This window comes from Lutibacter agarilyticus (assembly GCF_900188235.1).
GTDB lineage: Bacteria > Bacteroidota > Bacteroidia > Flavobacteriales > Flavobacteriaceae > Lutibacter > Lutibacter agarilyticus.
This window is the reverse complement of record NZ_FZNT01000003.1, coordinates 494,492-507,432: the sequence shown is the minus strand read 5'-3', so window position 1 is coordinate 507,432 and position 12,941 is coordinate 494,492. Positions and strand designations below refer to the sequence as shown.

Below are 12,941 nucleotides of genomic sequence, written 5' to 3'. Positions count from 1 at the left end.
TTTTTAACATCTTATCTAGTTTTGTTACTGTATTCGTTCCTTTTATAGGGATAATACAAAAACAAACGAATAATTAAACCAAATATTTATGAAAATTCAAATGTTAAAAAAAATCCTAATTCTTGGGAGTCTCTTGCTAGGTGTGTTTGCACATGCGCAGAGTATTTCTGGAACAGTGTCTGATGCGAATGGCCCATTGCCAGGAGCTAGTATAGTTGTAAAGGGCACCAGCAATGGAACAACTACAGATTTTGATGGTAATTACATGTTAGAGAATGTAACTACAGATGCAGTACTAGAAATTTCCTTTGTGGGATATGGTACAAAAGATGTAAGTGTAAATGGAGAAACCGTTATTAATGTTGTTCTGATTGAAGAATCAGACGTATTAGAGCAAGTAATTGTTGTTGGGTATGGTGTTAAAAAGAAGAGTTTAGTAACTGGAGCAATTTCTAGTTTAGATTCTAAAGAAATTGAAAATGCTTCATCTCCTCGAGTAGAGCAAGTATTACAAGGTCGTGTATCTGGTGTTACTGTTGTATCTTCTTCTGGTTCCCCAGGAGCAGGAGCTAAAGTAAGAATTAGAGGTGCTGGTTCTAATGGTAATTCAGACCCTTTATACATTGTAGATGGTATGAAAGTAAGTTCAATGGATAATATTGCGCCAAGTGATATTGCAAATATTGAAGTTTTAAAAGATGCTGCTTCTTCAGCTATTTATGGTACCGAGGGTGCGAATGGTGTAGTAATTATTACTACAAAACAAGGAAAAATTGGAGAACAAGTTGTAAGTTTTAGTACAAGCTTAGGTTCTCAATCTGTTAATACCAAAATGGAATTAATGGACGCAAGTCAATTTGTAACCTACATGAATGAAGCTGGTGAAGCCACAGTTGTTGATAATGGAGTTAATACTGATTGGATTGACGAAACCTTTAATGATGCATTTGTACAACGATATAATATTAGTTTCTCTGGAGCTACTGAAAAAATGTCATATTATTTATCAGGTTCTTATATAGATCAAGATGGTACAGTTGGAGATGATAACAACTACAAAAGATATACAACACGTTTAAACTTAAAAAGTGATGTGAAAGAGTGGTTAGAAGTAGGTGCAAATGTTACGTACACTAACATTGGGAACTCCCCAATTTCTGAAGATGATTCTTACAGAAGTCCAATTAACAGTATGTTATTAATTGACCCATTAACTCCAGTTATTTATACAGGAGCTTTACCTCCTAGAGCAGCTGAAGGTGTTGCAAATGGAACTGCAATGACAGATGCAAATGGAAATGTATATGGTTATCCAACTTATTCAACGGGAGAAGTAATTAACCCAGTTGCGTCATCTAATTACCTTTACAGAGGAGGTGTTGATACAGATAAAATATTAATATCGGTATTTGCTAAATTTAAATTATACGAAGGATTAAACTTTACATCTAGATTAGGATATGAAAGATCTAATACATTTGATGCTAGATGGACTCCAATTTATTACGTAACTTCTGAAGAACAAAATTCACAAGTAACATTAAGAGATAATATTAGTAGAAACTCTAGATGGTTATGGGAAAACTTTGCTGATTACACAAAACAAATAGGAGAACATAATATTACAGCCTTATTAGGTTATTCTGCTGAAAAAATAAAAAGTCCTTACTATTCTTTACAAGGAAGTGAAGTAGCTCAAGAATCAGAAGAATTTGCATACTTTGATTTTACAAATAGAGATAATGATAGAATAGGAGGAAGTATTTACCAAAAAAATATGAACTCTGTTTATGGAAGAATTTCTTATGACTATGCAGGAAAATATATGTTTGAAGGTTCTTTAAGGTATGACTCTTCAAGTGTTTTTCCTAAAAATGAAAAAGGTGGTTATTTCCCAGCAGTTTCAGCTGGTTGGGTGCTTTCAAAAGAAGATTTTTGGAGTGAAGATGGAGCAGTTGATTATTTTAAATTACGTGCAAGTTGGGGACAAAATGGTTCTGATGCTAACTTAGCTGGAAACGGAGATATTCAAGTGTTTAGAACAGTTGATGGTTCTACTCCAGTTGTTTATGAAGGTATTACAGGTGTAACACCAGGAGATTTAGCAAACCCTAGTTTAACTTGGGAGCGTTCTGAACAAACCAATATAGGTGTTGATTTAAGAGCTTTTAATGGTAGATTAAATTTTGGAGCTGATTGGTACAATAAAACAACTAGAGATTTAATTATTCCAAACGGAAATATTATTGCTCCACCTTCATTAGGGCAAACAGTAGGAGCTATTAATGGTGGAACTATTAAAAATACAGGTCTTGAATTTGAAATTGGTTGGGGAGATACAACAGACAGTGGTTTCTCTTATGACATTAACTTCAATATGGCTACTTTGAAGAATGAAGTTACTGAAGTTATTGTTCCTGCACCATTAGTTGGGGCTGGAGCACCTTCAAACGGTGATGGTATTACACGATTTGAAGAAGGGTATCCTTTATGGTACTTTTATGGATATAAAACAAATGGTATAGATCCTGCAACAGGAGCTCCTATTTATGTTGAAACTGATGGTAGTGATGGAATTACAGCTAACGATAAAACATATATTGGCTCACCACAACCAGACTTGATTTACGGGGCTAATATAGCTTTAGGTTATAAAAATTTCGACCTTAACGTAATGTTACAAGGTGTTTCTGGAAATCAAATTATTGCTGGTTACCACCAACCTTCTCGTCCGTTTACAAACAAACCTGTAAATTGGTATACTGATAGATGGACTCAAGCGGGAGATAATGCTTCTATGCCAGGTGCTGCAAATGCAATTGATGCATATCAATCAGATTTAGTAGTTGAAGACGGAGCTTATATGAGAATTAAACAATTACAATTAGGCTATACTTTTGCTGAAGAACTAATTGAAAAAGCACATTTAAAAAGATTGAGATTGTATATTTCTATGGATAACTACTTTACATTTACTAAATACTCTGGGCTTGATCCTGAGGCAGGTAGTTTCTCAGATAATAGTATAGGTGTAGATAGAGGTTTTTATCCAATTCCTAGAGAAATTATGTTTGGATTGTCAGTAGATTTTTAATAAAAAAACATTTATATAAATATGAAAAAATTAATTTATAGTACTATAGTAATACTTTTAATAAGTGTTTCGTGTAGTAAAGATTTTGTAGAAATTCCACCTGTAGGAGTTTTAGATGCCGCTACTTTCTTCAATAGTGAAGATAACGCGGAACAGGCCCTAGTTGGTTTGTATGACTTAATGCAATACAATTATGCCAAAGATTGGTCAAGTGCTTATTTTGTGAAAATGTTACCTGGTGATGATGTTAACTGTGGAGGTGGTTCTGCTACTGATCAAGTACCATTAGTTGAAATTAGTGATTACACCAACTTATCAGTTTCTAATCCAGCTGTTACAAGTGTATGGAATTTACATTACCGTACAATTGCGTTGGCAAATACCATTATTGAAAATGTTGAAACAAGCGAATTATCAAACAAAGCTTTTGTTTTGGCTGAAGCTAAATTTATGAGAGCTTGGTGTTATTTTGAATTAACTACCATGTGGGGAGATGTTCCATTGCGTTTGGTAAACCCAAGCCAATTAAGTTCTGAAGCATTTGCAATTCCAAAAAGTTCAAGAGCAGATGTTTATATACAAGTTGAAGCAGATTTAAAAGAGGCAATAGCTGGTTTACCTGCAAGAGCAGGAATAGCTCAAAACTTTAGAGTTTCTAAGGCTACTGCACAGTCTTTAATGGGTAAAGTATTGGTGTTTCAAGGTAAGCATAGTGAGGCGCTTACTTATTTAGAGCCAGTAATTACTAATCCAAATTATGATTTAGCAACTACAAGTGCTGATGTTTGGTCTGTTGATGGTGAATTTGGAGTAGAATCTTTATTTGAAATTGGATATATTTCTACAAACGGATATGACTGGGGAAATGTTGCCTGGGGAGGAAGAATGGAAAGTAACCTACACGTACAATTAATGGGGCCTCGTGGTGAGTTTGATATGGAGCCAGTTGGATTATTAAACGGTTGGGGATTCAACTATCCTTCTGCAAAATCTATAGCTGCTTTTGAAGCTTCTGGAGAAAATGCTCGTAGAACAGCAACAATAATGACTGAACAAGAATTGGTTGACGCAGGTGGATCTGTAAAAAGTACTGATGATGATGGAAATCCAATAGCTATTTATGGTTATGATGGAGCAATTAGAATTAAATATGCTACAAGAGCTTCTGACACTAGTGAAGGTGGAGTAAGAGAATTAAATTACTCTGTTAACTGGAGATTGTTAAGATATGCTGAAGTACTGTTTTTAGCTGCTGAAGCTTATAATGAAACAGGTGCTGATGATAAAGCTATTATTGAATTAAATAAAGTTAGAAAAAGAGCTGGTTTAGCTGATTTAGACGCCAATTTAACAGGAACAGATGTATTTGACGCTTTAATGGTTGATAAATTTTTAGAATTTGCACATGAAGGTCAACGTTTTTGGGATTTAGTTCGTTGGGGAAAAGCTTCTTCAGAATTAGTAGGAACAGGATATACTTCAAAAAATGATTTATTTCCAATTCCTATTACAGAGTTAGATTTAAATGCAGCATTAACACAAGCTGATCAAAATCCTGGGTATTAAAAATTGAGTGATTTCATTTTACAATAGGATAAAAAGCAACGTGCTAAAACACGTTGCTTTTTTAGTGTTAAATTTATAACGCTTTAAGCAAAATAATAAATTCAATAGAATGTTAAAAAAAAGTATCCTTCCCTTATTCTTTTTACTAGTTTTAGTAAGTTGTAAAAAAGAACAACAGCTAAAAAGCACAAAAATTTTTAAAGAATTAAATGCTTCTTTAACAGGAATTAATTTCAGCAATACCTTGGTTGAAAATGATTCCTTAAATTATTTCAATTATACCTCTATGTATTCTGGTGGAGGTATTTCCGTAGGAGATATTAACAATGATGGTTTAATTGATGTTTTTTTTACAGGAAACCAAACTTCAAATAAATTGTATTTAAACAAAGGAGACTTACAATTTGAAGATATTACAGAAAAAGCAGCTGTTGGTGGTGATAACCGGTGGTATACAGGAACTACAATGGCCGATGTAAATGGCGATGGATATTTAGATATTTATTGTGCTGTTTCCGGATTATTTGGTTCAAAAGAAAATCAACTTTTTATAAATAACGGTAACAGTACTTTTACCGAAAAGGCACAAGAATACGGTGTGGCTGATAGTGCAAATTCTACACAAGGAACTTTTGTTGATTATGATAAAGATGGCGATTTAGATTTATATGTGGCTAATTACCCAATAGCAAACATAAATTCTTCAAACTTTGAATATAAAAACAAAATGCAACGTGTAACCGATAAAGAATCGGATAAACTATACAGAAATGATGGAGGTATTTTCACCAATGTTTCTGAAGAAGCTGGTGTAAAAACCTATGGATTTTCTTATGGAGTTACAGCAAGTGATGTAAATAATGATGGCTGGCCAGATTTATATATTTCAAGTGATTATAGCATTCCAGATTATTTTTACATAAACAATGGAGATGGCACTTTTAAAGAAGTAATAAAAGAAGCTGTTTCTCATAGTGCATTTTACGGAATGGGTGTTGATATTGCCGATTTTAATAACGATGGAAATTTAGATGTTTTTCAGGCTGATATGGATGCCAATAACAATCGTCGTCAAAAAGCAAATATGGCAAGTATGAATCCTCAATTGTTTTGGGAAACCGTTTTCTCAGGTTTTCATTATCAGTATATGCACAATTGCATGCAATTAAATACAGGTATTCTTGTAAATAATGTACCTCAATTTTCAAACATTTCTAGATTAACAGGAACTTCTTCAACAGATTGGAGTTGGGGACCACTTTTTGCCGATTTTGACAACGATGGAAATAAAGATTTATTTATTTCAAACGGAATTAGAAGAGAAATAAACAACAGAGATTTTTTTAATACCTATTCTAAAAATGATAAAACTGGTTATTCAGATTTAGAGAAAAGTTTAATGATTCCTTCTGAAAAAATAGATAATTTCATCTTTAAAAATACAGGAGATCTCAATTTTGAAAAAGCAAATACTGAGTGGGGAATTCAACATAAAGGATTTTCAAATGGAGTTGTGTATGCCGATTTAGATAACGACGGCGATTTAGAAATAATAACCAATAATATTGATGAACCGGCTTCTTTTTTTGAAAATACAAGTTCAGAATTTAACAATTTTATCACAATTAAATTTGAAGGAAGTTCAACTAATAAATTTGGTTTAGGAAACAGAGTGTATGTTACTACTGGCAATCAAACACAATTACAAGAACTTACGTTAACAAGAGGTTTTCAATCTTCAGTAGCACCAAAATTACATTTCGGATTGCATAAATCAGATATAATTGATGAATTAAAAGTTGTTTGGACAGATGGAAAAATAGAAACACTAAAAAATGTAAACGCAAATCAACACTTAGCTTTTAAACATTCAAACGCAGTTGCTGAGGTTACTTCAAATACAAATAAACAACTTCTTTTTGAAACCATTCAAAATAATGAATTACCTACTCATAAACATGTTGAAAACACCTACGATGATTTTTTAAAACAGGTATTATTGCCGCATAAAATGTCGCAATTTGGACCCGCTATTGCTGTGGCTGATGTAAATAGTGATGGACTTGATGATTTTTTTATTGGTGGTGCTTTTGACAATGTTGCAAGTATGTATTTACAAACCCAAACAGGATTTGAACAACATCAATCCAATTTTGAAAAAGAGAAGTTAAATGAAGATGTTGGCGCATTATTTTTTGATGCAGATAATGATGGAGATAAGGATTTATATGTAGTAAGTGGAGGTTATGAATTTGCTCCAGAATCTGAAATGTTGCAGGACAGATTATATATAAACAACGGAAAAGGTGATTTTATAAAAGCTGAAAATACATTGCCTGAGATGAGAACAAGTGGTTCAAAAGTGTATCCAATAGATTTTAATAAAGATGGAAAACAAGATTTATTGGTGCTTGGTCGTCAAGTACCCGGAAAATATCCAATACCTACAAATTCCTATTTGTTATTAAATAAAAGTACCGAACAAAAAGTGATTTTTGAAGATGTTACGCAACAATTTGCCAAAGATTTTATAAACCTTGGAATGGCTACAAGTGCTGTAATTACCGATGTTGATAATGATGATTGGTTAGATATTATTATAGTTGGAGAATGGATGCCAATTAAGGTTTTTAAAAATATGAAAACTGAATTTAAAGACATTTCAAAAAGTACAGGTTTAACTGAAGATACTGCTGGTTGGTGGTGGAGTATTCAACAAGGCGATTTTGATAAAGATGGCGATATAGATTATATTGTTGGAAACAATGGCTTAAATTACAAGTACCAAGCAAATTCAACCGAGACTTTTGATATTTATGTGAACGATTTTGATAAAAACAATCAAAATGATATTGTGTTAAGCTATTATAATGAAGGAAAACAATTCCCAGTTAGAGGGCGTTCTTGTTCATCGCAACAAATTCCAAGTATTAAATCGAAGTTTAAAAATTACAATACTTTTTCTGAAGCAACTTTGGTTGATGTGTACACAAAAGAAAAATTAGAAAATGCCTTACATTATCAAGTAAAATCCTTTGCAAGTATTTATTTAGAAAATAAAAATGGTAAATTTACAATTCATAAATTACCTGTTGAAGCACAAATTTCAAGTATCAATCAAATTTTGGTTGAAGACTATAATAAAGATGGAAATTTAGACTTTTTAATAGCAGGGAATTTATTTGTTTCTGAAATTGAAACCCCAAGAAATGATGCAGGTTTTGGGTATTATTTTGAAGGTAACGGTAACGGAACTTTTAAAGCTATACCACCAACTGAAAGTGGCTTTTTTACTTCAGGAGACGTGAAAGATTTAGTTCAAATTAAAATTAAAAATCAAGAATATATTATTTCAGTAAAAAACAACAATTATTTACAATTTATAAAGTTTAGTAATTAATAAATTTATTATGTGAAGCCTATTTAGGCTTAAAATTAGATATTATGAAAAAATCAATTTTACCTTTAATACTAGTCCTAGTTATGTCTTGCTCAAAAGAAATACCAGTTCACAAAGATGTTAGTAAAAGTTTTGAAGAAAGAGCAACACACTTAGTTTCTTTAATGACTTTGGAAGAAAAAATATCGCAAATGAGTTATGAATCACCAGCGATTACACATTTAGAAATACCTGAATATAACTGGTGGAACGAATGTTTACACGGAGTTGCAAGAGCAGGAATTGCTACGGTTTTTCCGCAGGCAATTGGTATGGGAGCTATGTGGGATAAAGAACAAATGTTTAAAATAGCCACTGCAGTTTCAGATGAAGCAAGAGCAAAGCATCATGAATTTGCATCTAGAGGTAAAAGAGGTATTTACCAAGGTTTAACCTATTGGACACCAAATATTAATATTTTTAGAGACCCACGCTGGGGAAGAGGAATGGAAACTTATGGTGAAGATCCATATTTAACCGGCGAATTAGGGGTGCGATACATTAAAGGCTTGCAAGGTGATGATCCAAATTATTTCAAACTAATTGCTACAGCTAAGCATTTTGTGGTACATAGCGGTCCTGAAATTGACAGACACAGATTTAATGCTACACCTACACCTTATGATATGTTGAACACGTACAGTCCTCATTTTGAAAAAGTGATAAAAGAAGCTGGCGTATATTCTGTAATGTGTGCATATAATAGTTACAATGGTTTGCCTTGTTGCGGAAATACCGAGTTAAACGATTTGTTAAGAAACGATTGGGGTTTTAATGGTTATATTGTTTCCGATTGTTGGGCGATTAGAGATTTTTATGAAAAAGATGCCCATGCAGTTACAGAAACGCAACAAGAAGCAGCTGCGATGGCTGTACAAGCAGGTACCGATTTAAATTGTGGAAATACGTATCCTGCATTAATTGAAGCGGTAAAAAATGGTCATATTACCGAAGGTGAATTAAATGTTTCCTTAGAAAGATTGATAGTTGCCCGTTTAAGATTGGGCCTATTTGCCCCTGAAGGAGCTGTGAAGTATGAAAGTATTTCTTATGATGTGGTTGATTCTGAAACTCATAGATTATTGGCGTTGGAAACCGCACGTAAATCGTTGGTGTTACTTAAAAACGAAAATAGCTTATTGCCTTTAAATAAAAATGTAAAAAAAGTAGCAGTTATTGGTCCAAATGCAAACGATTTGGAAGTGTTATTAGGAAATTATAACGGCTACCCTTCAAATCCTGTAACTCCATTAAATGGAATTATTCAAAAATTACCAAACGCTGAAGTTAAGTATGCTGTAGGTTGTAAAACAGCCGAAGGATTACCAATTTTTGAGGCTGTACCTTCTGCAGTTTTATTTACAGATGAGTCTCTAAAAGAAAATGGCTTAAATGCTGAATATTTTTCAAATTTAGAATGTGAAGGAACTGCTTTACATACACAAATTGATGGTAATGTTGATTTTACTTGGAGAACAACTTCACCTTTTGAAGATATAAATTACGATCAATTTTCAGCACGATGGACAGGTTATATTTCGGTTCCTAAAACTGGGAAATATGCCTTAGGAGGAGAAGCCTTTTCAGGTATGAAATTGTATTTAAATGATAGCTTGCTGGCGAAAAGAGAAGATGTACATCATCCTAAAAAAATATATGAATATGTTACCTTAGAAGCCAATAAACCCTACAAAATTAAGCTAGAATACAAGCAAAATAATACAGACCATGCAGTGATGCAGTTTTTATGGGAAGCTCCAAATGATAGTTTAGAAAATGAAGCTATTCAATTGGCTAAAAATTCCGATGTAATTATTTTATGTATGGGACTAAGTCCGCTTTTAGAAGGTGAAGAAATGAAAGTGAAAGTTGATGGTTTTTCAGGAGGAGACAGGTTAGATGTAAAGTTACCTGCTACTCAAACTCAATTAATGAAGCAGTTAAAAAAACTTGGTAAACCTATGGTGTTGGTGTTATTAAATGGTAGTGCCGTAGCTATTAATTGGGAAAATGAAAATATTCCTGCAATTATCGAAGCTTGGTATCCAGGTCAGGCTGGTGGTACTGCAATTGCCGATGTTATATTTGGAGATTACAATCCTGCAGGTAGATTACCGTTAACTTTTTACAAAGATATTAATGATATTCCGGAGTTTTCAGATTATAATATGAAGGGTAAAACCTACCGTTATTTTGAAGGGGATCCTTTGTATGAATTTGGTTTTGGTTTAAGTTTTACAACATTCAACTATACGAATTTTAATGTTCCTAATTCCAATGAAACAAATAAAGATTTAACAGTATCAGTTGATGTTACAAATACTGGAGCCATAGCTGGTGAAGAAGTAGTGCAATTGTATACTACAAAATTAATTGATGACGGATTTAATCCAACACGTAACTTGGTTGGTTTTAAAAGAATATTTTTAAAAGTAGGTGAAACCAAAACCATTAATTTTAAAGTTACTCCAAAACAATTGGCAAGTGTTGATGCAAACTATGCTCAAGTAGTAAATAATGAACAATTACTACTATCTGTTGGTGGTTCTCAACCAAATAAAGAATTAGAAACAGCGCAAAAAGTAATAACAAAAAAAGTTCATTTAATTGGTGATACTTATTTAATAAACAAATAAAAAATGAAGATTTTAAAAACGTATTTAAAGCTATTTATAATTGTAAGTTTATTTATAGTAAGTAAAAATATTCAAGCTCAACAAATTTCTAATGAAGAAATAAATGCTAAAATTGACAGTATTTTACCACTATTAACTTTGGAGGAAAAAGTGGCCATGTGCCACGCGCAATCTAAGTTTTCTACGCCTGGCGTAGGAAGGTTAGGTATTCCAGAAGTATGGATGTCTGATGGTCCTCACGGAGTTCGTGGTGAAATTAATTGGGATGATTGGGGATATGCTGGTTGGACAAATGATTACATCACTGCGTTTCCTGCATTAACCTGTTTAGCATCTACTTTTAATCCTGATTTGGCAAAAGCCTACGGAATTAGTGTTGGCGAAGAGGCTAGGTACAGAAAAAAAGATATTTTATTAGGTCCAGGTGTAAATATTTACCGTACACCTTTAAACGGTCGAAACTTTGAGTACATGGGTGAAGATCCTTTTTTGGCTTCAACAATGGTAGTTCCATACATTCATGGTGTTCAACAAAATGGTGTTGCGGCTTGTGTAAAACATTATGCACTTAACAATCAGGAATTATGGAGAGGTCATATCAATGTTGAAGTAAGTGACCGTGCGTTATATGAAATTTATTTACCAGCTTTTAAAGCGGCTGTTGAAGAAGGTAACGTTTGGTCAATTATGGGAGCTTACAATCAGTTTAGAGGGCAGCATACAACTCACAATGAAATGCTGATGAACAAAATTTTAAAAGAAGATTGGGCTTTTGACGGTGTTGTTGTTTCAGATTGGGGTTCAACGCATAATACAAAAGAAGCAGCACTTTATGGTTTAGATATGGAAATGGGTACAGGAACTGATGGTTTAACTACTTCAACCCAAAATGCTTACGATTACTATTATTTAGCAAATCCGTTTTTAAAAATGTTGAAAGAAGGCGAAATTGAAGAAGCTGTTTTAGATGATAAAGTGAGTAGGATTTTACGTTTAATGTATCGCACAAATATGAGTGTAAATCGTCCGTTAGGTCGAATAAATAATCAAGAACATCTAGATGTGGCTCGAAAAATAGCTTCGGAAGGAATTGTTTTGTTGAAAAATGAAAATTCATTTTTCCCAATAAACCCTAATAAAGAAATAACAATTGCTGTGATTGGAGAAAATGCAACAAAATCGCTAACAATTGGTGGAGGTTCTTCTGAATTAAAGGCAAAAAATGAAATTTCTCCTTTGGAAGGATTGAAAAATAGATATAAAAAAGCCACAATTATTCATGCAAAAGGATACGCATCAGGTCCATCACAATACGCTAGAGTAGTTGAGCCAACCGATGATTTAGAACAATTAAAAAAGGAAGCCATAGAAGCAGCTTCAAAAGCTGATGTGGTATTGTTTTTTGGTGGGTTAAATAAAAACCATCTTCAAGATTGTGAAGGTGGAGATAGACAATCGTTTGGCTTGCCATTTGGACAAGACGAATTGATTGATGAGATATTAAAAGTAAACGCAAATACAGGTGTGATTTTAGTAAGTGGAAATGCGGTGGAAATGCCTTGGATTCACAATGTAAACGCCTTAATGCAAACTTGGTATTTAGGTAGTGAAGCCGGAAATGCGATGGCTGATGTTATTAGCGGAGATGTAAATCCTTCAGGGAAATTACCTTTTTCTTTTCCGAAGAAATTAACAGACAATGCTGCACATTCATTTGGCGAAAATTCATATCCTGGAGACAGTATTACACAATATTATAAAGAAGATATTTTAGTTGGTTACCGTTGGCATGATACCAAAAAAATAAAACCTTTATTCGCTTTTGGTGAAGGTTTATCTTATACTAATTTTGAAATTTCAAAAGTTGCTACAGCAAAAAAAGCGTATACTGAAAATGAGCAAATTACTATTTCAGCAACTGTATCAAATACAGGAGATTTTAATGGTTCAGAAGTTGTGCAAGTGTATGTTGGTAAATCAAAATCAAAAGTAGAAAGAGCGGTAAAAGAATTGAAAGGTTTTCAAAAAGTAATGGTTAAAAAGGGTGAATCTGAAACTGTAGAAATTTCATTCAATGTAAAAAATTTAGCTTTTTATGATGAAACTATTTCTGATTGGAATTTAGAAAAAGGTGGGTATGTTATTTATGTTGGAAATGCATCTAATCATATTTCAAAAGAAATTAAAATCTCAATTCAATAACATA

Annotated in this window: 5 protein-coding genes; all 5 read left to right on the top strand. The window is 33.0% G+C overall.

Going from position 1 to position 12,941, the window contains the following annotated elements:
- Positions 1-88: 88 nt before the first annotated feature.
- The 5 genes from CHB67_RS07225 (at position 89) to CHB67_RS07205 (ending at position 12,937) form a co-directional block, all read left to right on the top strand.
- Positions 89-3,094 carry a SusC/RagA family TonB-linked outer membrane protein gene (locus tag CHB67_RS07225; RefSeq protein WP_089381073.1) on the top strand — a complete coding sequence of 1,002 codons (3,006 nt, stop codon included), beginning with the start codon at positions 89-91 and terminating at the stop codon, positions 3,092-3,094.
- A 21-nt stretch (positions 3,095-3,115) separates the two neighbouring features.
- Positions 3,116-4,660, top strand: coding sequence for a RagB/SusD family nutrient uptake outer membrane protein (locus tag CHB67_RS07220; RefSeq protein ID WP_089381072.1), 1,545 nt, complete (start codon positions 3,116-3,118; stop codon positions 4,658-4,660).
- Between the two features lie 109 nt (positions 4,661-4,769).
- Positions 4,770-8,060: a VCBS repeat-containing protein gene (locus tag CHB67_RS07215; RefSeq protein ID WP_089381071.1), complete on the top strand. Its 3,291-nt coding sequence runs from the start codon at positions 4,770-4,772 to the stop codon at positions 8,058-8,060.
- A gap of 44 nt (positions 8,061-8,104) precedes the next feature.
- Positions 8,105-10,735, top strand: a complete 2,631-nt coding sequence (locus CHB67_RS07210) for a glycoside hydrolase family 3 C-terminal domain-containing protein (protein ID WP_089381070.1) — start codon at positions 8,105-8,107, stop codon at positions 10,733-10,735.
- A 3-nt stretch (positions 10,736-10,738) separates the two neighbouring features.
- On the top strand, positions 10,739-12,937 hold the full coding sequence (locus CHB67_RS07205) for a beta-glucosidase family protein (protein WP_089381069.1): 2,199 nt from the start codon (positions 10,739-10,741) through the stop codon (positions 12,935-12,937).
- The last annotated feature ends 4 nt before the right edge of the window (positions 12,938-12,941 follow it).